This window comes from Ruegeria sp. SCP11 (assembly GCF_040329455.1).
Lineage (GTDB): Bacteria > Pseudomonadota > Alphaproteobacteria > Rhodobacterales > Rhodobacteraceae > Ruegeria > Ruegeria atlantica_E.
On record NZ_JBDZYG010000004.1, the window covers coordinates 1 to 19,752 of the forward strand.

The window sequence follows — 19,752 nt, forward strand, 5'->3', positions numbered from 1 at the left end:
TGGCAGCCCGTAGGGGAATCGAACCCCTCTTTCCAGGTTGAAAACCTGGCGTCCTAACCGATAGACGAACGGGCCACGCTGGCTTGTGGAGGGCCTTTTACGGTTTACCTCCCCCCCCCGCAAGCCGAAAAATGCAGGGATGTGAAAGTTTTTTATCAGGCCGGAATTTGGGGCTAAATTGCCTCCGCCGCGTCCTCGAGCCTCAGTTGCACACTTTGCCGCCCGCCCCAAGTGTTGACCTCTAGCCGCCCGGCGAAATGAAAGCGCGCGCCGCCGTGATTGGACAGCTTTTCACCCATCGGTCCGTCAAACGCGCCAAAGGCGATGGCGTCCAATCCAGCACCGACTCCGTCTGATAGGGATAGTTTCAGATGAGATTCACCGACACGTTTTGCAAAGCGGACCTGAAGGTCAGGCAGAGCATAGCGTGGGGCAGGGGCGCTGGCGCCGAACGGACCGGCCTTTTCGATCTGTTCGATCAGGTCAACTGTGGCTGCACTGGGCATCAGAGTTCCGTCCAGTTTCAGATCGGCCGGGCCACCTTCGCCCGCGCCCTGTTTGGACAACAATTCGCGGAGTCGTTCCATCGCGGGCTCTAGCTGATCGCGCATCACGGTCAACCCGGCGGCCATCTTGTGGCCGCCACCTTTGACCAGCAGACCTTCGGCAGCCAGCCGCTGGATCGACGCGCCTAGATCAACGCCCGAGACCGACCGGCCTGAACCTTTGCCTTCATCCCCGTCAAAGCCGATAACAATTGCAGGCCGGTTCGCGGCTTCTTTCAGGCGCGAGGCTACGATGCCGACCACGCCGGGATGCCAGCCGTCTCCTGCGGCCCAGACCAAGGGCGCGTCCAGACCGCGTTCTTCGGCCTGTTCCAGAGCAGCGGCGCGAACGGCATTCTCGATATCGCGGCGTTCGGTGTTCAACTCATCTAGCCGTTGAGACAACGCCTCGGCCTCGGTCATCGAATCTGTGCTCAGTAGTCGCGCGCCCAGATCGGCCTGACCAATTCGCCCACCTGCATTCACACGTGGGCCAAGCAGGAACCCGAGGTGATAGCTGTTGGGTGCCGAATCCATGCGCGCCACATCCGACAGCGCCACCAAACCCGGCCTTTGTCGTTGGGCCATGACTTTAAGCCCTTGACGCACCAACGCCCGGTTCGCACCGACCAGGGGCGCCACATCCGCTACGGTCGCCAACGCCACTAGGTCCAGCAGGCCTATCAGGTCCGGGCCCTTGACCCCAGCCTCACGGAGTTGACGCCCGGCCTCGACCAGCATCAGAAAAACAACTCCGGCAGCGCAGAGATACCCCAGATCGCCGCTTTCATCCTGCCGGTTCGGATTCACGACAGCGGCACAGTCGGGCAGGGTTTCGCCGCCCAAATGGTGATCCAGCACGATCACATCGGTGTCGTTTGCAGCCGCTATCGGTTCGTGGCTGAGTGTGCCGCAGTCGACACAGATGATCAGGTCATGTGTGGTGGCCAATTCCTTCATGGCTGGAACGTTAGGACCGTAGCCCTCGTCGATTCTGTCGGGCACATACAGGGTTGCCCGCAATCCCATCTGCCGCAGCCAAACCAGCAATAGGGCCGCCGAGCTGCCGCCGTCCACGTCGTAATCCGCGAAAACCGCAATCCGTTGTTTGTTCCGAGCCGCAGACAGGAATCGCGTCGCGGCCTTTTCCATATCCTTCATAGATCGGGGGTCGGGCAGCAGTTCTTTCAGTTTGGGTTCCAGAAAACCCGGAGCCTCCATTGCCGGAATCCCACGTCGCGCCAGAACCTGACACACTGCACGGGGCAGGCCAGCCTGTTGGACCAACATCTCAGTGGCCCGTTCGGTCTCAGCTGACGGTCCCACCCAACGCCGCCCGTTCAAGGATTGCTCTACCCCAAGAAAGCTCATGGCCTGCCTCTCATGCACCAAGGCCGGACCCTTGCGGACCCGGCCTCATTTTCAATTTACAAATACTCTAGCCGTAAGCAGCGGCGCAAGCCGCTTATGCTTCAGTGTGCGGCCACATCGGCGTGCGGTACGACATACGGCGAACCGAGCCGGTTTTCGAGCGCATCAGCAGCGTGGTGGTCTCAACCCAACCGGGCTCGCGCTTAATGCGTGGCAGCAGCGATCCGCCGGTTACGCCAGTCGCGGCAAAGATCACATCGGCTGTCACCATCTCATCCCGAGAATACACACGGTCCAGATCGGTGATGCCTGCTTTGGCAGCGCGGCCGCGTTCGTCATCGTTGCGGAACATCAGGCGGCCGAAAATCTGACCACCCATGCATTTCAGCGCAGCTGCGGCCAGAACGCCCTCGGGCGCGCCACCTTGGCCCATATACATGTCGATGCCGGTCTCTTCGCTTTCGGCGCAGTGCATGACACCAGCCACGTCGCCGTCAGTGATCAGACGGATCGAAGCTCCGGTTTCTCGCACTTCTGCAATCATCGCTTCGTGACGTGGGCGTTCCAGAATGCAAACGGTGATGTCGGCGGGTTCACAGTCCTTGGCTTTGGCCAGCGCTTCAACCCGTTCACGCGGCGTCATATCCAAATTGACAACACCCTCGGCAAAGCCCGGACCGATGGCCAGCTTGTCCATGTACACGTCCGGTGCATGCAGCATCGAACCGCGCGGTCCCATAGCGATAACGGTAAGCGCGTTGGGCATGTCCTTCGCGGTCAGGGTGGTGCCTTCCAGCGGGTCCAGAGCGATATCCACACCAGGACCTTGCCCGGTGCCAACCTCTTCGCCGATGTATAGCATGGGTGCTTCGTCGCGCTCGCCTTCACCGATGACCACGACGCCTGCGATATCCAGCAAGTTTAGCTGCTCGCGCATCGCGTTCACGGCTGCCTGATCGGCGGCTTTTTCATCACCGCGACCGACCAGAGAGGCCGAAGCCAGCGCGGCCTGTTCTGCGACACGTGCAAGGCCCAGCGACAGCAGTCGGTCGTTGAAATCTACTTTGGCAGCACTCATGTTTGGTATCCTCAGGTCAGTAAAGGCGTTTTGTCCGGCATAGCCTGCGTTTCATGCAGGCCGCAAGGGTCAAACCTCTTCAATTCGCAATGCGACGGGTTCTCCGGCCACAACATCGGTTTCACGCAACCCGTCAAGGGCCACGTCAAGCGAAGCGCGTGTGGTTTTGTGAGTGACGATCAGAACCGGTGCGGTGCTTTCGGAATGCCCGTACTGACGCATCCGGTCAATCGAAACGCCCGCATCGCCAAGAATGGCGGCCACTTTGGCCAGCGCGCCGGGTTTGTCGAACAGGGCAAGACGCAGGTAGTAGGGCGCAGGCAACCCGGTTACGGCAGGCTTCGCGTCTTTCAACGAAGTCGCGGGCCGTCCAAAGGTTGGGATTTGCAGACCACGCGCTAGATCGCAGACGTCGCCCATCACTGCGCTGGCAGTGGGGCCTTCGCCTGCACCGGGACCGCGCAGGACAACCTGCTCGACCGCGTCGCCTTCAATAACCACCATGTTGGTGCCACCTTCCAGCTGACCCAGAGGCGAACTACTGGGCACCAGGCACGGTTGCATGCGCTGCTCTAGCCCGCGGGCCGAACGTTGTGCAACGCCCAGTAGCTTAATGCGATAGCCCATGTCGTCGGCCTGATGAATGTCTTCCAAGGTAATCTGCTGGATACCTTCGATCTGGATGCCGTCGAAATTCGGTTTGGTGCCAAAGGCGATTGAGGACAGCAGCGCCAGTTTATGCGCTGCGTCGATGCCGCCCACATCCAGATTCGGGTCGGCCTCAAGATACCCGAGCTGGGCACATTCTTCGAACAGAGCGTTGTAGCCCAACTCCTGCGACTGCATCCGAGTCAGGATATAGTTGCAAGTACCGTTCATCACGCCCATTACGCGGGTGATCTCGTTCCCGGCCAGCCCTTCAGTCAAGGATTTGATGACCGGAATACCGCCAGCAACCGCCGCCTCGAATCGGATCACACGTCCTGCGGCCTCAGCCTTTTCGGCCAGTTCTTGACCGTGGATTGCCAGCAGAGCCTTGTTCGCTGTGACGACGTCCTTGCCGGTGGCAAGCGCCGCCTCGACCGAGGCTTTCGCCGGGCCATTGTCACCGCCGATCAACTCGACAAACACGTCGATATCGTCGCGTTTGGCCAGAGCCACGGGGTCGGTTTCCCATGCATAGTCCGACAGGTTCACACCACGGTCTTTGTTCGCATCGCGTGCTGATACGGCGATGATCTCGACCGATCGACCCGTACGTGCCTGCAATAGGTCCGCATGGCGCCGGATGATCTTCACGACACCCACGCCAACCGTTCCCAAGCCCGCAATTCCCAGCCGCAGCGCCTGTGTCATCCCGTGGGTTCCTTTCCGCTCGAAATTTCCGTGGTATCGGGCCTGTCGCCCGTTCAGCGCTGCCTTAACGGGTTCGGCGCTAGGGTGCAATGCGTCGCGGTCCCGGGCGGGCCCGGAATTAGATTCGGTCAGTTGATTTCCGCGTTCTGGAGCTCTTGTGACTTTTTCTCAAGCGCTTCGCGCCGCGCGGTCAAGTCTTCTTCGACTTCGGCGGCTTCGTTCACCGGATCAACCGGAGGCCCCAGATTTTCCTGCAGGGGAATAAGCGCCGGGTAACGGGCTGATTGGAGTTCCGGTAGCTCGCGCCCCTCCAATTCCGGAAAGTCGGCGCATCCAGCGCAGACGAGGGACAGGATCAGAAAAGGCAGAGGCTTCATGCAGAACCCTTTCAAGGTACGAGTGCACCTGTGATGCACCTTTTACAGTGTTGGTTCAAGCGGGGTTCTATTTGAACATACGTTCAGATATTGTGGCCCGATGGCACGTACGCAAGGTTCACATTCCGATATCACCGGCCCGCGCATCCGCAAGGCGGCCCTTGGGCTGTTCGCTCGCCATGGCTATGCTGCGGTGTCCATGCGCCAGATCGCGGCAGAAGTAGGTGTGCAAGCGGGAGCGTTATACAACTACACGCCGGATAAGCAGAGCCTACTGTACCGTTTGATGCACGAGCATATGCAGGATTTGTTGTCGGCCTATGACCAATTGGACCAGCCTGCCGATGCTTCCGAAGCGCTGCGCCAGTTTGTCGGGTTTCACATCCGCTTTCACATGCAGCGTCCGGACGAAGTCTTCATCGCATACATGGAGTTGCGCAACCTGACACCCGAGAATTTTTCGGAAATCGAAGCCTTGCGTCGCAGTTACGAAGACGCACTTGAGGCCATCCTACGTAAGGGGCAGGGTGCTGGGGTCTTCGATACCGCGGATACCAAGATCGCCACCCTCGCGGTAATTGCCATGCTGAACGGGGTAATGACCTGGTATCGCGCAGGTGGTCGCCTTTCACTGGATGAGGTCGAGCAGGTCTACTGGGACATGGTCCGCCGATCTGTCTCGACCTGAAAGGTTTAGTGCGCAGGGCGAATGAATGTACCGTTGCGCAGTTCTCGAAAGGCTTGCTCCAACTCCGTCCGAGTGTTCATCACGATCGGCCCATGCCAGGCCACAGGCTCGGCAATCGGCGCACCTGAGATCAGAAGGAAGCGCACGCCCTCAGGGCCAGCCTGTACCGTGATCTCATCACCCGTGCCGAAACGAACAAGCGTCCGGTCACCGGACATGTCACGGATATTCACCTCTTGGCCCGCGACTTCTTTTTCCAGAAGAGCGCCAGCAGGTTTCGAAGCGTCTGCAAATGCAGCCTCACCTTCAAATACATAGGCAAAGGCGCGACGGTAGGTGTCGATCCGAAAGGTCTTTCGAACCCCCGCAGGAACTCGAATGTCCAGGTATTGTGGGTCAGCGGCAATTCCGTCCACTGGCCCGGTCTTGCCCCAGAACTCTCCTACAATCACACGAGCTGTTGTGCCATCGTCATCAATGATTTCCGGGATGTCCTTGCTCTGCACATCCTGATAGCGCGGAGATGTCATCTTTTGCGCTGAGGGCAGGTTGCCCCACAATTGGAATCCGTGCATCTGACCGGATTGGTTTCCTGTCGGCATCTCCTGATGCAAAATGCCTGATCCCGCCGTCATCCACTGAACATCACCGGCACCCAGCGTTCCACTGTTGCCCAACGAATCCGAGTGTTCGACCGAACCGGCCAAGACATAGGTGATCGTTTCGATCCCGCGATGGGGGTGCCAGGGGAAGCCGGCCTGGTAATCCTGCGGGCGATCATTGCGAAAATCGTCAAACAACAAGAACGGGTCGAGTTCCGATGGGTCTTGAAACCCAAAAGCGCGATGCAGTTTGACGCCTGCGCCCTCCATTGTAGGCATGGCTTTTCGGGTCTCTAAAGTCGGTCTCAAAGACATGTTGATCTCCTGAAGCTACGCGCAGCATGTATGCTTGCTAAAACTTGCGTCAATCAGCAGAAAAGAACGCTAAATGTGCGAAAATATGCCCCTCTGTCATTTCGGGATCAAAGCCGCTACACCCTAGGAAAAACAGCTGGGGTTCACATGCAACAAGACGTACTGGCAACAATTCGGCCTTCATCCGCCAGACGTTGGTTAGGTGTGGGGATGCTCAGCACCGTTGGTGTGCTGGTTTTGTATGTCGCCCTCGCGCAACCTCCGGAGCCTGTGTGGCAGGTTTTCTTGCTGGCCGTCGGTGGCGCGGCCTTCTGGCTGGCGCAGCGAATGTGGAAGGCGACGAATGACTCGATAGAACTGACTCAGACCGAGCTCAGAACCGGGACAGGGCGCTTGATAGCGAAGGTCGAGGATATAGAGGCCATCGATCAAGGTGTGTTTGCGTTCAAGCCTTCAAATGGATTTCTTTTAAAAACCAAGGAGAGCGCTGAAAACAGTTGGGCACCGGGGTTATGGTGGCGGCTGGGTCGACGAGTCGGCGTCGGCGGAATGACAACCGCCGCCGAAGCCAAATTTATGCTCCAGTTGCTGCATTCTCTGATGCTAAATCCTGCGGACAGAACGTAGGAGAAAAGTCGCTCTCAATCTTAGGAGCAAAACGCGGCCGCGTGAAAATCAGGTTATTGAATTTGTGGTCTCTATTCAGCCAACCCGTCGTGAGGAGCGGAACATAGTCTTTCGACGTTTCCACAACGATCAAAGTGTCCAAGTCCGCCATCTCTGGAAGATGGGCCGCCAATTTATTTACGTTGTCGTCGGTCCAGGCAGTGTTATATCCGCAACGCGTCGTCCAAAGGACGGAATGGGTATCCTCTTCACCCTCCGCTCCCTCAACGAACCTGATATATGACAAGCGCATTTTCAGGGCAGAATTGTCTCTCACCATTCGATTGAATACCGAATACATGGACAACGCGTAGGCGTCGGTGAGTTCGACCTCCCCCTCACGCGAAATCAAATCACTTACCGTGTATGCGGCTTTCAGGTTGGCGGTGCTTTCGCGAAAACCGTCGAAATAGGTATATGTAAGCGTGATGGCCCACACGAAAATGGGGAATACAATAACCGACTCCGTGGTCAGGCTACCGTTTTCTCGGCCTGTAAATCCGCCAAATAGGCGTCGGATGCCAGAAGAGTGACGCGTCATTTCAAGGCTCCTGAACAAAGGTGGTCGTCGACGTAAGCGTGACCAAACCGTCATCGCCTGACACAGCGCGCCCCATTGCTGTCGTCGGGAAAACAGGGTCGATCTTTGCGCAAGCGCGTAAAATCATCAGTGCGTTCGATCCACCGGGTTGGAATTCGGTGACAGGCTGAACCTCTTCCTCTCTGTCAACGCAAGTCGGGGCGACAGGAAGATTCACGCCGTTAAATGGATCCTGAACAATCATCTCCAGCAACAAATTGTCAGAACACTTCTGCATCACGATCATCTTGTCGCAGATGGCATCCTTGATGGTATCATGTTTTGTGTCTTCCAGGTTGATCCCAAGGCGAATATTGCGCACGACCAAATCCATGGAGCGATCCAGCATCGACTGCTGAATTGTGACCAGCGAGTATTCGATGACGCCCAGAATAAAAAACATGTACAGCGGGAACCATATGGCGAACTCAACGGTCATCGATCCGTCTTCAGTCCGTTTCAACCGCACCACATTTTTCAGCACGTTACGCATCATTGCGTCAGCCTCAGTTGTTTAATGGACGCAGCGATGGTTTGAAACACCTGTGCCAGCGAAAGATTATCGCCTTCTTCAGTGCCGTCATCTAGAGAGCCGCCATCTTTGACTTTGAAAAAGAAGCCTTCGCCGCTGGAGCAATTTTTGATTACTGTAGCGCCAGCCTCTGGTGCTTCGAAGGCAATGCCATAGATATCGACGTCCTTTGTCTTGAGGGCGGCGCAGATATTGTTCGTTCGAGTGTCTTTAGTGGTTGAGCTGATCGTGCTGTAGGCGTTGGAGTGCCATTTCGTTGAGCTTTGAGATATCCCGTACCATTGACCGTAGTTCCACCTGGCATTCCAGTCGAGGTTTACCTGATTCCACAATTCCGGATAAGTCAGGCGAACGGAGTTGCCTTCTCCTTCAGGGGTGCCTTCTTCTTCAAAGGGTGTGGTGTGTCCTCTAGTCCCCTGCCGGGTATAAAAATATTCAGGCGGATTTTCCGAAATACGAACGCTGTATTCGCCGGAAGCAGTTGTGTTTTGGCAGTCGTATTCAACGTATCTTTGCTGTCTCCTGCTCCAATAGTACTTGCAGTGCCGCTTTGTATGTTCTGAGTTGGGGTTGTACCAAACATCCGAGTAACCGCTGCGATAGTCGTCATTGATCTCCCAACTCGAAGTGTTTTGGCCGTCGGTCATGACAATCAAGACTTTTTTGACATTGGATTCATAGGCCTTTGGCCGGTCGCTGAATTCCGGCGGAACGACTTTCTTGGGTAATTGTTTGTCCGTCCCTTTGACGTAACCGTCTTCGTCGAGCTGCACATTTGGATCAGCGTTCTGCTGCGACAGTTTGGTAATCACTGGCTTAAACTGGGGATCCAGTAACGCGGCACCCCATTTGACACCGGTATCAATTGAGGTGTTTCCTCCATGAGTCAGCGCTGCAATATGCTTGTTCAGGTCGTCGATGACATTTGTAAGCGGGGTGATGGAACTGCCCGCTCGGGTTAGACAGTTATAAGGATCGGAGGATTCAGATGTGTAACTGTCGCCATAGTTGTCGAAGTCAAAATGCGCAGAGCGGTTGAGCGTTCGCGCCGGGTCGATATAATGTTCATTAAAGTCAGCTTCCTCAAAATCCACGCAGTGCGAGTAAGTGTGCTCTGTCGTTACCCCTGTCATATTGCTTAGAAGATTTGCTCCTGCATTCACCTGGTGTGAATAGGGTATGATTGAGATTGAGATCTTTTCGGGGTTCTCTTTTTCGTACATCGCAGCCACAAATTTTGTGGCTGCGTCTTGAAGCGCTGCAAGCTTCGTCAGGTAGACGGGATTGCCGCCCTCCGGAATTTCATTCCCATTTAAGTCGATAAGATTTCCAGCGTCGTCTTTCAATGTCGTTGCGGACGCATGTCTCATAGAACCGGAGATGTCCAGAACCAGAGAGATTTCGACAGACCCGATGGCTTCTTCTGCAACGCTTGTGACCGAAGCCTTCAGCGTCGGATACCCAAAAAAATGCATGAAGTGCGTTTTGACGTCGACTTCAGCATGTGCGGTAACTTTTCTTGATCCAATGTCAGGATTGTCGTCAACGTCAGGTTCTCCCACAAGCTTGCCCCGGACGTTGGACTTCTCGATATAGGATATGACGACCTCCTTCGGGGGGAGTTCCTGTTTGACGTTTGCCGCTGCAAGAACTGCACGGTCCAGCGTACCCTGGAGGCTTGCTCTGTCGCGCTCAAAGTTCATTATGTCCACGCCGATACCGGCGGTCGCAAGTATGAGGACAAAACCGAGTACCACAAAGATCGTGAACGACCCACCATCTTCGTTTTGCGAGAAACGATGAGCCGATGAGGCTGCTTGCTCAAATTTCTTAGTGCTGCACTTAAATACGCGCATTATCATATTGACGACCTCGCTGAGCAGACATCCAAACTGCCAAGGAAATTTTAACCGAAAATTAACGTCGAAACGTGGCGGGATTTGGGCGAAAAAGCCACTGAATTGACTGGTTTGCGGGTAAAAGCTGGATAATTTGGGGCCTCAGGTGGTTCTGTTATCGAATGGTCGACAATTCCGGCGGTGTGGGCCGAGAGTTTCGACTCAGCGTTGGTCCGGGAATGTTCGTCATCTTTTTCGGGTTTTATTTCTGCTTAAATATTGATCGTTTACGCATAGGGTGCGACAAATCGTCAGAACGTAAGTCGTTCGCTGGCACGGAGGATTAAATGACGGCCATTAAAGAACCCAGCTTTCGCGAGAGTGTAGACCTCATGTTCAACAGGGCGGCTTCCCTGATGGACCTGCCTCCGGGGCTGGAAGAAAAGATCCGGGTCTGCAACGCCACCTACACCGTACGGTTTGGTGTGCGACTGCGAGGGGAGATTCACACCTTTACCGGCTATCGTTCGGTCCATTCTGAGCATATGGAGCCGGTCAAGGGCGGTATACGTTACGCTTTGGCGGTGAACCAGGACGAGGTCGAAGCGCTGGCGGCGCTGATGACTTACAAATGCGCTCTGGTTGAAACGCCGTTTGGCGGCTCGAAGGGCGGATTGTGCATTGATCCCCGCCAATATGAAGAGCATGAGCTGGAGCAGATCACCCGTCGTTTCGCCTACGAGTTGGCCAAGCGTGATCTGATCAACCCTTCTCAGAACGTGCCCGCACCGGATATGGGCACGGGTGAGCGTGAGATGGCTTGGATCGCTGACCAGTATGCGCGGATGAACACGACGGATATCAACTCGCGCGCCTGTGTGACGGGCAAGCCGCTGAATGCAGGTGGTATCTCGGGGCGTGTCGAGGCGACCGGACGGGGCATTCAATACGCGCTGCGCGAATTCTTCCGCCACCCCGAGGATGTGCAGAAGGCGGGCCTGTCAGGCAAGCTGGACGGCAAACGCATCATCGTGCAGGGGCTGGGCAACGTGGGCTACCACGCGGCCAAGTTCCTGAGCGAAGAGGACGGTTCGCGGATCGTCGGCATCATCGAATGGGACGGCGCTCTGTATAACCCCGACGGGATCGACGTTGAATCCGTGCGTCAGTGGATTGTGAAGCACGGTGGGGTCAGCAATTATCCGGATGCGACGCATTCGGCCGAGGGAGGCGCGGTTCTTGAAGCAGAATGCGATATCCTCATCCCGGCGGCGCTTGAGGGTGTAATCAACCTGTCCAATGCAGAGCGGATAAAGGCACCTCTGATCATCGAGGCGGCCAATGGTCCTGTGACGGCGGGTGCAGATGAAATCCTGCGTAAGAAGGGCACGGTCATCATTCCCGACATGTATGCAAATGCCGGTGGTGTGACGGTGTCTTACTTCGAGTGGGTCAAGAACCTCAGCCACATCCGCTTTGGCCGAATGCAGCGTCGACAGGAAGAGGCGCGCCACGAACTGATCGTCAGCGAGTTAGAGCGGTTGGACCGCTATCTGGGTGACGCATGGTCGATGACCCCGGATTTCAAGACCAAGTATCTCAGGGGCGCGGATGAACTGGAACTCGTGCGTTCGGGTCTGGATGACACGATGCGCATCGCCTACCAGTCTATGCGCGAGGTCTGGCATAGCCGCGACGATGTCGAGGATTTGCGGACTGCGGCCTATATCGTAGCCATTGACCGCGTCTCGAAAAGCTACCGGGCCAAGGGTCTCTGATCCGTGGCTCATGGGGCAATCCGGTTTCGACTTGATTGCCCCTGTTGCCGCTAGGCCCTTGTAGGAGGTGCGCGGTAAAAAGGGTAATAGCAGTCGGTGCGTTGGGCAAGTAAACTGCCGCGAACGAAACGATTCCGGGAGACCCCCATGTTGCGTACCGCTTTTGCGGCCCTTCTGCTGGCCACACCGCTGGCCGCCGAAGAAACCAAAGAACAAAGCTGCCAGTATCAGGCCGATGTCGTTGCGGCGATCCAGCAGGCTCGTTTGGATAAGGTCAAGGAACGCGATGTGCCCCAAGCCGTCGCGGATTCGTCTCCAACGTGGCCGGAAAATTACAATGCCGCAATCCCCCTGATCACGCCTTGGGTGTACGAACAAAAGATGCGCGACGTGCGTAAAAAGGATCTTGGTGCGGCTTGGCTTGAACTGTGCTTGCAGCAATAATCCACAGGGTTGCGATTTCTCTGTGGACAACCGCGCGCCATCCCCTTGGCGCGCGTTTTCATTTCTGGCAGGTTTGACGAATGTCTTTGCCCCCCGGATTTCTAGATGAACTTCGCACCCGTCTGAGCCTGTCTCAGGTCGTTGGGCGTAAAGTCACGTGGGATGCGCGCAAATCCAACCAAGGCAAAGGCGACATGTGGGCGCCGTGCCCGTTCCACCACGAAAAGACGGCCTCTTTCCACGTCGATGACCAGAAGGGGTTTTATTATTGCTTTGGGTGCCACGCCAAAGGCGACGCGATCAGCTTTGTGAAAGAGACCGAGAACGTCTCGTTCATCGAAGCGGTCGAGATTCTGGCGCGCGAGGCTGGGATGCCTATGCCAGAGCGCGATCCAAGAGCGCAAGAGAAACAGGACCGCCGATCGCAACTGGCCGAGGTGATGGAGCAGGCGGTTCAATTCTTCCGCCTGCAATTGAAAACCGGGGCAGGGGGCGCTGCCCGCGACTACCTCAACCGACGGGGCTTGGACGCGCAGGCTTTGGAGCGGTGGGAGATCGGGTTCGCGCCAGATGGTTGGCAGGCGCTTTGGGATCATCTGCGTGGCAAAAACGTAGAGGAAGATCTGATCCTTGCCGCAGGGTTGGCGAAGCCTTCGAACAAGGGCAAAAAGCCCTATGACACTTTCCGCAATAGGATCATGTTCCCAATCCGCGATCCGCGCGGTCGCTGTATTGCGTTTGGCGGTCGGGCGATGGATCCGAACGACAACGCCAAGTACCTGAACTCGCCCGAAACCGAACTGTTCGACAAGGGCCGTAGCCTCTATAACCACGGTCCCGCGCGGCAGGCGGCAGGGAAGGGTAAGCCTTTGATCGTTGCCGAAGGGTATATGGACGTGATCGCGTTGTCCGAAGCGGGGTTTGGTGCGTCGGTGGCCCCGTTGGGCACTGCGATCACCGAACATCAGTTGCAATTGCTATGGCGCATTTCGGACGAACCGATCATTGCGCTGGATGGTGATACGGCGGGGCTGCGGGCCGCAATGCGTGCGGTTGATCTGGCCCTTCCGCTGTTGGAGGCCGGAAAATCCCTGCGGTTTGCCTTGATGCCCGAAGGCAAGGACCCGGATGACCTGCTGCGGAGCGAAGGTGCCGGGGCAGTGCAGGCTGTGCTGGATGGGGCGATCCCGATGGTCAAACTATTGTGGCAGCGCGAAACCGAAGGCAAGGTTTTTGATAGCCCCGAGCGTAAGGCGGCCTTGGACAAGACCCTGCGCGACAAGATCAAGCTGATCCGCGATCCGTCGATCCGGTCGCACTACGGGCAGGAGATTAAGGACCTGCGCTGGCAGCTTTTCCGTCCTCAACGCCAGCCTCAAAACCGTCAGTGGCAGCCACGTGGTAAGTGGCAACCACAGAAGCAGCCTGCATCGCCCGGAGCGCGCGCATCTTTCCTTGCTTCGTCAGAAAATGCCGAGATCCAACTACGCGAATCCGCTATCCTCGCTATCGCTGCGTTGAACCCGCAAGTGGTCATTCAGTTCGAGCACCAATTGGAAGAGATGGAATGCCGTGATCCGGATCACGCTGCGCTGCGTCATGCCATTCTGCGCCACGCAATTGACGATCCGGACAACTTGAAAGACCACATTGCCGAAACTTTGGGGCCGGATGCTCTTGAAAACCTGCTGGCCCTTCGCCATGTCGCAGTTATCCCCTGTGTGTACAAACCGGGCGACGTTGAAAAGGCCGAGATGACACTGGCCGAGGAACTCGCAAAGATCAAAGCGCTCCGGGGGTTGGATGCTGAGATTGCCGAAGCGGCGGAGGAACTGTCTGATCTGGCTGATGAGGCGCTTACATACCGGTTGGCGCAAGCCGCCGAAGAGCGCAATCGGACAAGTCGCAGCCAAAATGAAGACAGGGCCGTGTTTGACGTCGCCGACAACGGGGCGCGAATCAACCGCGACGAGAAAGACGCGTTCAAGGCAATCATGTCCGGGATCAATTTCGAACGAAAACGCCGCTAAACTGGTGTTTTCGTAAGGCACTGGAAAAGAAAAACAGGTAAACGGGTGGCCGAATCACTTCTACGCGCTAATGATTCGGTACAAACGAATCACCCATCCCTGCAGGAGCATTGAATGGCCGCCAAAGACACGACCGAAGATCGCAAATCCGACGAGCAGGAACAGGAAATCTCGCTGGATATGAGCCAGGCCCAGGTCAAGAAGATGATCGCCGAGGCCCGCGAGAAAGGCTACATCACCTACGACCAGCTCAATCAGGTTCTGCCGCCGGATCAGGTCAGCTCGGAACAGATCGAAGACGTTATGTCGATGCTGTCCGAAATGGGCATCAACATCATCGAAGATGAAGAAGCCGAAGAAGAAGAGAACAAAGGCTCGACTGAGCTGACGACCACCGAAAGCAACCGTGAGGTTGCACTGGCTGGCGCTGCAACAGAAAAGCTGGACCGCACCGATGATCCAGTGCGCATGTATCTGCGCGAGATGGGGTCGGTTGAGTTGCTGAGCCGCGAAGGTGAGATTGCCATTGCCAAGCGGATTGAGGCCGGTCGCAACACCATGATCGCCGGTCTGTGCGAAAGCCCGCTGACCTTCCAGGCGATCACCATCTGGCATGACGAATTGTTGTCAGAAGACATTCTGTTGCGCGACGTTATTGATCTGGAGGCGACCTTCGGCAACCAGATGGACGAAGACGGAGATGTCGAAGAGCCCGTTGTCGACACTTCGGCAGTGCAGGCGGCCAAGCCTGCCAAGGACACCGGCCCCGAGCTGGATGCTGACGGCAATCCGCTGAACAACGACGACGATGACGATGACGACGATCAGGCCAACATGTCGCTGGCCGCGATGGAAGCCGCGCTGAAGGATCAGGTTCTGACCACGTTGGAGCGCATCTCGACCGACTTCGCGCAACTCAGCGAAATGCAGGACAGCCGGATTTCCGCAACGCTGAACGAAGATGGCACCTTCAGCGAGCAAGACGAAGAGACTTACCAGAAGCTGCGCGCCGAGATTGTCGAACTGGTGAATGGTCTTCACCTGCATAACAACCGGATCGAAGCACTGATCGACCAGCTCTACGGTATCAACCGCCGCGTCATGTCTCTGGACAGTGCGATGGTGAAACTGGCCGACCAGGCCCGTATCAACCGTCGCGAATTCATTGACGCTTATCGTGGCCGCGAACTGGATCCGAACTGGCTGGCCGAGATGGCCGAAAAGCCGGGCCGGGGCTGGCAGATGTTCATCGAACGCTCGACCGCAAAGGTCGAGGAGTTGCGCAACGACATGGCTCAGGTCGGTCAGTATGTCGGCCTTGATATCCCAGAATTCCGCCGCATCGTGCAGCAGGTTCAAAAGGGCGAGAAAGAGGCGCGTCAAGCCAAGAAGGAAATGGTCGAGGCCAACCTGCGTCTGGTGATCTCGATTGCCAAAAAGTACACGAACCGTGGTCTGCAATTCCTTGATCTTATTCAGGAAGGCAACATTGGCCTGATGAAGGCGGTGGACAAGTTCGAATACCGCCGCGGCTACAAGTTCTCGACCTACGCGACTTGGTGGATTCGTCAGGCGATCACACGCTCGATCGCGGATCAGGCGCGTACGATCCGTATTCCGGTCCACATGATCGAAACGATCAACAAACTGGTTCGGACCGGTCGTCAGATGCTGCACGAGATCGGTCGTGAGCCGACGCCGGAAGAACTGGCTGAAAAGCTGCAGATGCCGCTGGAGAAGGTGCGCAAGGTGATGAAAATTGCCAAGGAGCCGATCTCTCTCGAGACGCCGATTGGCGACGAGGAAGACAGCCAGCTGGGCGACTTCATCGAGGACAAAAATGCCGTGCTGCCGCTGGACAGCGCCATTCAGGAAAACCTCAAGGAAACGACCACTCGGGTTCTGGCCTCACTCACGCCGCGTGAGGAGCGGGTTCTGCGGATGCGCTTTGGCATCGGCATGAACACCGACCATACGCTGGAAGAAGTCGGTCAACAGTTCAGTGTTACCCGCGAACGGATTCGTCAGATCGAAGCAAAGGCGCTGCGCAAGCTGAAGCACCCGAGCCGATCACGCAAGTTGCGGTCCTTCCTGGATCAGTAAAGACAAAGGCGCCTCAAGTGAGGCGCCTTTTTTCCTTCACGTGATTTCACGTTGACCGTTCCAACAATCAAATTGGCGGCAACTCACAAGGCGCAGACCTTGCGGCTCTTTATATCCTTGGTGTCCACTCATGGGACAGGCCGGGGCGAGACGGTGCCGCTGATGACCCCCGGCCACCCAGTTCAGGATCTTTCCGGTATATCCAGACGGCTGCGAAATGTGCTTGGGGCCTGGCCAGTCCAGCGTTTGAAGGCCGTAGAAAAGGCGGGCTGGTCGGCATACCCCAGTGAGTAGGCAATTTCGGATAGGGGCATCCCGTTGGTGATAAAGGTTTGCGCCAAATCACATCTGAGGTCGTCGACGATATCACGGTAACTGACCCCCTCATCTTTGAGCCGCCGGGCAAAGGTGCGGGAACTCATTCCCAGATTGGCGGCGGCTTCGTCGGCATGGATGATCGTCCCAGGCATCGACCGAGTGATAAGCCCTTCGACCTGCGCACGCAGTTTTTGCTTGGGTGAGCGTCTCTCGGCTAGAACACGCTCTCCGTATTCCAAAAGATGTTCGCGTAGGTTCGAGTCGTATGTCGGTATCGGCAAATCCAACGCCGATAAGGCAAGCACAATCTCCATCCTTTCAGCGCCAAAGGCAACCGGAAAACCTGCAATCTTTTGAAATTTAACACTGTTTTTTCCTACCTCGTGCTGAAACCGTATCTCGATCGGATAGAAGTTCAACTGCGTCAGCGTCCGCATCCGGGCGAGCCCGGCGAATATCAAAAACTCGGTTCTTCTGTGATAGCGAGCAAAGCTGGCGTCTTTCCATTCGGCTTCGATGGTGGCGAAATTTCCGGCAAGGCGCAGGGTGAAAACGATGGCAGGGTCGATGATCTTGTGAAAGCGCGAGGTATTCTCGATCACCTGCCGCAGGTCGCGCGAGTACTTGCTGATATACGCGGTCAGACTGGAGGTCGACGAAAACTGCATCCCGGTTTGAGCGGCAAACGTGATATCACCTACCGCATCGCAGGCATAGCGTACAAACAGGGCTTCCTGGTGCGAACTGCATGTCGTGGCTGGTGGGGCGATAGCGTCACGGGTCAGATCGCACATCTGCAGGATCCGATCAGATGCCTCGAAACAATTCGTTTGTTGATCAAGCGCTTTGGTCAATAGCTGGATGCGAGCGATATCGACTTCCATGGATTTCTCCAACGTATTTTAGATGAATTCCGTGCTTCTTCGGTGGTCTTAGGATGCCTGTATTGTCACCTGACTGGAATTCGAATGGTTTTGGCGGATGAAAACAAGACCCAAGAGCTGACATACTTTAGCCTTCGGTCGTTGTCGGGTCAGCACCTTTTAGAGGATAGGGTCAGAGCCCCGAAAGAAATCACCAATTCCGGTGGCTCCCCGGCATATTTTGTACTTCACTTAGACGGGTCTGAATGGCCTCTTGTCGCATTGCCGGGCGCTGGTCAGAGTGGAAGACTTGGTTTGATGGATCTATCCAATCAAGCATACAAGCAAAACGTTATCTTAACGGAACTGGCGGACATCCAGGATGCCATTGTTTTTGATGGTGAATGTGTTCTGTGCTCTGGTTTCTTTCGGTTTATAGTCGCGCGAGACAATTCGCAGCGCTTTAAATTTGCAACAGCGCAATCACCGCTGGGGCAAAAGTGGTATCGAGAACTTGGCCTGCCAACGCGCGATTTTGAGACCAATCTCGTCATTGTGAATGGCAAGGTCCATCAGGGTCTAGATGCGTTTGCGGCCGCGATGAGAGCCTTGCCAGGAATTTGGCCAGTCTTGTCGGTGTGCAGGTTCCTTCCTGTCTGGGCTAAGGACCCGCTGTACTACGTCATTGCGCAGAATCGGTACAAAGTCTTCGGACGCTCTCAGACCTGTTTGATCCCGGACCAGGCGTTGAGATCCAGGTTTTTGCCTGAGGGGTTTTGAGTGCAACCCGACCCCTTTCTTCAATCCCTATCTGCTGAGGCAGATGTACCGCCGGCAGTGCGTCAGCTGCACAGCCTATCCGGCGATTATGCAGGGCGATGCAGTGTTATCAGGGGGCGGGGGCGTCTGACCGCGCTTGCCTTGCGGTTTGGAGGATTTCCTCCGGCTGCCGACGACATTCCCGTGCGGATCAGGATAAACCGTTCCGGGAATGTGTGGCATTGGGTGCGGGACTTCAAAGGGCACTCCACCAGATCACAGTTGACGTTTGATCACGACGCTGACTGCGTTTGTGAACGGCTGGGCGTTCTGACCCTTTGGTTGACGCCCGAGATCAACGCGGGGCGCCTTTTTATCCACATTCGACGACTGAGTATACTGGGAGTTCGTTGCCCTGATATTCTGCTGCCACGTTCTTCAACAGTAGAATGGCAAGGAGAAACAGGGCATTTTTGCTTTGACGTATCGGCTGATATGCCGGGGCTTGGGCCATTGATCCGATATCGTGGTTGGCTCGCACCTGTTCGCGCCCAGACGTGTCCTGACTGAATAGATCGTGATCTGCCTTTGTTGGATTTCCAAGTAAACTAGTTCAATGCTTACCTCGAAACAGGAAAGAGTATGATTATGAAAAAGGTTATGACTTACGCATTTTTTGCAGCCCTCATGCTAACCACTTCAGCGTCAGCGTCGTTCGCTCGGTTTGGCTACCAGACGGTTGCTCTGAACAACTCGGTCTTTGAGGTAATCCCGCGCGGCCGTACCGATGTGGATGGGTATTGGTGTGCGGCATCTGACTTTGCCCGCAGAACGTTGGGCGCCAGTTGGCAACAGCGGATTTACGTCAAGCGGGGATACGGACCAAGCGAGGCGACAGGTCGCAGAACTGCGGTTCAGTTTTCTCTCACGCCACCTGATGGTGTTCCGCAGCAAAGCAGCGGTGTCTTCTCGGCAGGATTTCAACCCGGTTTCAGCATGTCCGTTTCGGCTGCCAACGGCCGATGCAACACGCGACCTTTCATCGACTAAAGATTGAGCAAAGGATGCAGACCGAGTTCATAATTTCAACTCAGGGTCCGGGGCTTTACGAATTCACCTCGGACCTGCGACACTGGTTAAACCCGGCCGGGAGCGATGGATTGCTGACCCTGTTTGTACGGCACACTTCTTGTTCGCTGGTCATTCAGGAAAATGCCGACCCCGAAGTTCAGACGGATTTGCGCGCTTTCTTTGACCGGATGGTGCCGCCGTCGGATCATCCATCCATGTCTTATCTGCGGCACACCTACGAAGGCCCGGATGATATGCCTGCACATATCAAAGCCGCGCTATTGCCCGTGTCGCTTTCGATTCCTGTGTCCTCTGGACATCCGGTTTTGGGTACGTGGCAGGGCGTTTATCTGTTCGAGCATCGCGCTGCGCCGCATCAACGAAAGGTGGCCGCACATTTCACGTGACCCCTTTATATAGCGGTTAAAAATTCCGACT

At 56.1% G+C, this 19,752-nt stretch carries 19 protein-coding genes and 1 tRNA gene; 10 read left to right on the plus strand and 10 right to left on the minus strand.

The window, feature by feature from the left end:
• The 5 genes from ABLN94_RS07160 to ABLN94_RS07180 all read right to left on the minus strand — a co-directional run bounded on the left by ABLN94_RS07160 (nucleotide 1) and on the right by ABLN94_RS07180 (nucleotide 4,727).
• Nucleotides 1–75: transfer RNA gene (locus ABLN94_RS07160), tRNA-Glu, on the minus strand.
• Between the two features lie 98 nt (nucleotides 76–173).
• Entirely contained in the window at nucleotides 174–1,916 is a 1,743-nt protein-coding gene (gene recJ / locus ABLN94_RS07165; protein ID WP_352990975.1) for a single-stranded-DNA-specific exonuclease RecJ, read from the minus strand.
• Nucleotides 1,917–2,010: 94 nt separating this feature from the next.
• On the minus strand, nucleotides 2,011–2,994 hold the full coding sequence (glpX, locus tag ABLN94_RS07170) for a class II fructose-bisphosphatase (RefSeq protein WP_170486823.1): 984 nt from the start codon (nucleotides 2,992–2,994) through the stop codon (nucleotides 2,011–2,013).
• A gap of 69 nt (nucleotides 2,995–3,063) precedes the next feature.
• Entirely contained in the window at nucleotides 3,064–4,350 is a 1,287-nt protein-coding gene (locus tag ABLN94_RS07175) for a homoserine dehydrogenase (RefSeq protein WP_352990979.1), read from the minus strand.
• Nucleotides 4,351–4,478: 128 nt separating this feature from the next.
• Nucleotides 4,479–4,727 carry a hypothetical protein gene (locus tag ABLN94_RS07180; protein ID WP_170486827.1) on the minus strand — a complete coding sequence of 83 codons (249 nt, stop codon included), beginning with the start codon at nucleotides 4,725–4,727 and terminating at the stop codon, nucleotides 4,479–4,481.
• Between the two features lie 100 nt (nucleotides 4,728–4,827).
• Between ABLN94_RS07180 and ABLN94_RS07185 the strand changes: the two genes are divergently transcribed.
• Complete coding sequence (locus ABLN94_RS07185) at nucleotides 4,828–5,415, plus strand: TetR/AcrR family transcriptional regulator (RefSeq protein WP_170486829.1); 588 nt, start codon at nucleotides 4,828–4,830, stop codon at nucleotides 5,413–5,415.
• Between the two features lie 5 nt (nucleotides 5,416–5,420).
• Here the strand turns inward: ABLN94_RS07185 and ABLN94_RS07190 are convergent, their stop codons facing one another.
• Complete coding sequence (locus ABLN94_RS07190) at nucleotides 5,421–6,332, minus strand: pirin family protein (protein WP_352990983.1); 912 nt, start codon at nucleotides 6,330–6,332, stop codon at nucleotides 5,421–5,423.
• A gap of 147 nt (nucleotides 6,333–6,479) precedes the next feature.
• On the opposite strand from ABLN94_RS07190, the gene ABLN94_RS07195 reads away from it, so the two are divergent.
• Nucleotides 6,480–6,959 (plus strand): hypothetical protein, encoded by a 480-nt coding sequence (locus ABLN94_RS07195; RefSeq protein WP_352990986.1) that lies wholly within the window; start codon nucleotides 6,480–6,482, stop codon nucleotides 6,957–6,959.
• Here ABLN94_RS07195 and ABLN94_RS07200 read toward each other — a convergent pair.
• From ABLN94_RS07200 to ABLN94_RS07210, 3 genes are read right to left on the minus strand one after another with little or no spacing between them, the layout of a single operon-like run.
• Nucleotides 6,907–7,539 carry a TadE/TadG family type IV pilus assembly protein gene (locus ABLN94_RS07200; RefSeq protein WP_352990989.1) on the minus strand — a complete coding sequence of 211 codons (633 nt, stop codon included), beginning with the start codon at nucleotides 7,537–7,539 and terminating at the stop codon, nucleotides 6,907–6,909. The two genes, ABLN94_RS07195 and ABLN94_RS07200, sit on opposite strands and share 53 nt — an antisense overlap.
• Before the next feature lies 1 nt (nucleotide 7,540).
• Nucleotides 7,541–8,074: a TadE/TadG family type IV pilus assembly protein gene (locus ABLN94_RS07205; RefSeq protein WP_352990992.1), complete on the minus strand. Its 534-nt coding sequence runs from the start codon at nucleotides 8,072–8,074 to the stop codon at nucleotides 7,541–7,543.
• Complete coding sequence (locus ABLN94_RS07210; RefSeq protein ID WP_352990995.1) at nucleotides 8,071–9,966, minus strand: Tad domain-containing protein; 1,896 nt, start codon at nucleotides 9,964–9,966, stop codon at nucleotides 8,071–8,073. Before ABLN94_RS07210 ends, ABLN94_RS07205 begins: the two co-directional genes overlap by 4 nt.
• Nucleotides 9,967–10,295: 329 nt before the next feature.
• Here ABLN94_RS07210 and ABLN94_RS07215 point away from each other — a divergent pair, with 329 nt between their 5' ends.
• The 4 genes from ABLN94_RS07215 to rpoD all read left to right on the plus strand — a co-directional run bounded on the left by ABLN94_RS07215 (nucleotide 10,296) and on the right by rpoD (nucleotide 16,303).
• Nucleotides 10,296–11,726 (plus strand): Glu/Leu/Phe/Val family dehydrogenase, encoded by a 1,431-nt coding sequence (locus ABLN94_RS07215; protein WP_170486839.1) that lies wholly within the window; start codon nucleotides 10,296–10,298, stop codon nucleotides 11,724–11,726.
• 147 nt (nucleotides 11,727–11,873) lie between these two features.
• Nucleotides 11,874–12,170, plus strand: coding sequence for a hypothetical protein (locus tag ABLN94_RS07220; RefSeq protein WP_170486841.1), 297 nt, complete (start codon nucleotides 11,874–11,876; stop codon nucleotides 12,168–12,170).
• 80 nt (nucleotides 12,171–12,250) lie between these two features.
• Nucleotides 12,251–14,200, plus strand: coding sequence for a DNA primase (dnaG, locus tag ABLN94_RS07225; RefSeq protein WP_352990998.1), 1,950 nt, complete (start codon nucleotides 12,251–12,253; stop codon nucleotides 14,198–14,200).
• 114 nt (nucleotides 14,201–14,314) lie between these two features.
• Entirely contained in the window at nucleotides 14,315–16,303 is a 1,989-nt protein-coding gene (gene rpoD, locus ABLN94_RS07230) for an RNA polymerase sigma factor RpoD (RefSeq protein ID WP_170486845.1), read from the plus strand.
• Nucleotides 16,304–16,485: 182 nt separating this feature from the next.
• On the opposite strand, the gene ABLN94_RS07235 is transcribed toward rpoD, so the two are convergent.
• Nucleotides 16,486–17,505, minus strand: coding sequence for a helix-turn-helix domain-containing protein (locus ABLN94_RS07235; protein ID WP_352991002.1), 1,020 nt, complete (start codon nucleotides 17,503–17,505; stop codon nucleotides 16,486–16,488).
• 84 nt (nucleotides 17,506–17,589) lie between these two features.
• Between ABLN94_RS07235 and ABLN94_RS07240 the strand changes: the two genes are divergently transcribed.
• The 4 genes from ABLN94_RS07240 to ABLN94_RS07255 all read left to right on the plus strand — a co-directional run bounded on the left by ABLN94_RS07240 (nucleotide 17,590) and on the right by ABLN94_RS07255 (nucleotide 19,721).
• Nucleotides 17,590–18,264, plus strand: coding sequence for a thiol-disulfide oxidoreductase DCC family protein (locus ABLN94_RS07240; protein ID WP_352991005.1), 675 nt, complete (start codon nucleotides 17,590–17,592; stop codon nucleotides 18,262–18,264).
• Nucleotides 18,265–18,321: 57 nt separating this feature from the next.
• The gene (locus tag ABLN94_RS07245; RefSeq protein ID WP_352991656.1) at nucleotides 18,322–18,813 is read left to right on the plus strand and encodes a DUF4166 domain-containing protein; all 492 of its coding nucleotides are present in this window, start codon (nucleotides 18,322–18,324) and stop codon (nucleotides 18,811–18,813) included.
• Between the two features lie 90 nt (nucleotides 18,814–18,903).
• Nucleotides 18,904–19,293 carry a hypothetical protein gene (locus tag ABLN94_RS07250; RefSeq protein WP_352991008.1) on the plus strand — a complete coding sequence of 130 codons (390 nt, stop codon included), beginning with the start codon at nucleotides 18,904–18,906 and terminating at the stop codon, nucleotides 19,291–19,293.
• A gap of 14 nt (nucleotides 19,294–19,307) precedes the next feature.
• Entirely contained in the window at nucleotides 19,308–19,721 is a 414-nt protein-coding gene (locus ABLN94_RS07255; protein WP_352991010.1) for a secondary thiamine-phosphate synthase enzyme YjbQ, read from the plus strand.
• Nucleotides 19,722–19,752 lie beyond the last annotated feature (31 nt).

Coding starts and splice junctions, on each gene's coding strand:
- ABLN94_RS07240 (WP_352991005.1), top strand. CDS start 17,590: ATGGTTTTGGCGGATGAAAACAAGACCCAAGAGCTGACATACTTTAGC.
- rpoD (WP_170486845.1), top strand. CDS start 14,315: ATGGCCGCCAAAGACACGACCGAAGATCGCAAATCCGACGAGCAGGAA.
- ABLN94_RS07210 (WP_352990995.1), bottom strand. CDS start 9,966: ATGCGCGTATTTAAGTGCAGCACTAAGAAATTTGAGCAAGCAGCCTCA.
- ABLN94_RS07215 (WP_170486839.1), top strand. CDS start 10,296: ATGACGGCCATTAAAGAACCCAGCTTTCGCGAGAGTGTAGACCTCATG.
- ABLN94_RS07195 (WP_352990986.1), top strand. CDS start 6,480: ATGCAACAAGACGTACTGGCAACAATTCGGCCTTCATCCGCCAGACGT.
- ABLN94_RS07190 (WP_352990983.1), bottom strand. CDS start 6,332: ATGTCTTTGAGACCGACTTTAGAGACCCGAAAAGCCATGCCTACAATG.
- ABLN94_RS07185 (WP_170486829.1), top strand. CDS start 4,828: ATGGCACGTACGCAAGGTTCACATTCCGATATCACCGGCCCGCGCATC.
- ABLN94_RS07180 (WP_170486827.1), bottom strand. CDS start 4,727: ATGAAGCCTCTGCCTTTTCTGATCCTGTCCCTCGTCTGCGCTGGATGC.
- ABLN94_RS07255 (WP_352991010.1), top strand. CDS start 19,308: ATGCAGACCGAGTTCATAATTTCAACTCAGGGTCCGGGGCTTTACGAA.
- dnaG (WP_352990998.1), top strand. CDS start 12,251: ATGTCTTTGCCCCCCGGATTTCTAGATGAACTTCGCACCCGTCTGAGC.
- recJ (WP_352990975.1), bottom strand. CDS start 1,916: ATGAGCTTTCTTGGGGTAGAGCAATCCTTGAACGGGCGGCGTTGGGTG.
- ABLN94_RS07235 (WP_352991002.1), bottom strand. CDS start 17,505: ATGGAAGTCGATATCGCTCGCATCCAGCTATTGACCAAAGCGCTTGAT.
- ABLN94_RS07220 (WP_170486841.1), top strand. CDS start 11,874: ATGTTGCGTACCGCTTTTGCGGCCCTTCTGCTGGCCACACCGCTGGCC.
- ABLN94_RS07205 (WP_352990992.1), bottom strand. CDS start 8,074: ATGATGCGTAACGTGCTGAAAAATGTGGTGCGGTTGAAACGGACTGAA.
- glpX (WP_170486823.1), bottom strand. CDS start 2,994: ATGAGTGCTGCCAAAGTAGATTTCAACGACCGACTGCTGTCGCTGGGC.
- ABLN94_RS07250 (WP_352991008.1), top strand. CDS start 18,904: ATGACTTACGCATTTTTTGCAGCCCTCATGCTAACCACTTCAGCGTCA.
- ABLN94_RS07200 (WP_352990989.1), bottom strand. CDS start 7,539: ATGACGCGTCACTCTTCTGGCATCCGACGCCTATTTGGCGGATTTACA.
- ABLN94_RS07175 (WP_352990979.1), bottom strand. CDS start 4,350: ATGACACAGGCGCTGCGGCTGGGAATTGCGGGCTTGGGAACGGTTGGC.